This is a genomic window from Halorubrum sp. Ea1, from assembly GCF_002252965.1.
GTDB lineage: Archaea > Halobacteriota > Halobacteria > Halobacteriales > Haloferacaceae > Halorubrum.
Genome location: NZ_NHPG01000133.1, coordinates 1 through 763, shown reverse-complemented (window position 1 = coordinate 763; position 763 = coordinate 1). Strand labels below are relative to the sequence as shown.

General features: G+C 68.5%; 1 protein-coding gene. It reads left to right on the top strand.

Annotation, left to right across the window (positions count from 1 at the left end; all coding sequences use genetic code 11):
- The first annotated feature begins 72 nt into the window (after positions 1-72).
- On the top strand, positions 73-672 hold the full coding sequence (locus DJ73_RS16530) for a metal-dependent hydrolase (RefSeq protein ID WP_094558511.1): 600 nt from the start codon (positions 73-75) through the stop codon (positions 670-672).
- The last annotated feature ends 91 nt before the right edge of the window (positions 673-763 follow it).

Below are 763 nucleotides of genomic sequence, written 5' to 3'. Positions count from 1 at the left end.
GGCCGCGACGGGACCGGCGTCCGGCCGCCGACCGATCCGACAGCTACTCCCGACGGAGAACGTACGCTGAGTATGTGGCCTTGGGAACACGTGCTGTTCGCGTACGTCTTCTATTCGATCTACGTCCACCTCCGCTGGCAGAAGGGGCCGCTCGACGGGCCGACGGTCGCGCTCGCGGTCGGTTCCGTGATCCCCGACCTCATCGACAAGCCGCTGGCGTGGCAGTTCGGGGTCTTCGAGAGCGGGTACGCGCTGGCGCACTCCGCGTTCGTCGCGGTTCCCCTGGCGGCGGCTATCTACCTGTTCGCGGATCGCCGCGGTCACGGTTCCGTCGGCGCCGCTTACTGCGTCGGTCACCTGTTCCATATCGCCGGCGACGTGCTTCCCGTGTCGCTCGCACACGGCGCGTTCGATCCCACGCCGGCGCTGTGGCCGATCGCGGGGAGTCCCCGACCGGCCGATCGGATGACGATCTCTTTCTTCGACGGGGTGTACACTCTACTCAGCGAGTACGTTAGCGTGCTCGCGACGCTCGAGCTGACGCCGGTCATCGCCCTCCAGATCGGGTCGCTGATCTTCGGGCTGGTCCTGTGGACGCACGACGGCTTCCCCGGTCCCCGGCTCCTCATCAGATGGGTACGGATCGGCGGGCGGACGGCGGTTCACCGGTGAGAAAGCCCGCGGAGGGCGGCGCCGCCGCGTTCAAACCGGCCGACCGCACAGCGTCGCGATCCCCTTCCAGATCGCCGCCTCGGGGTCGTCG

Excerpts from the sequence above, each read along its gene's own strand:
- DJ73_RS16530 (WP_094558511.1), top strand. The coding sequence starts at position 73 with ATGTGGCCTTGGGAACACGTGCTGTTCGCGTACGTCTTCTATTCGATC.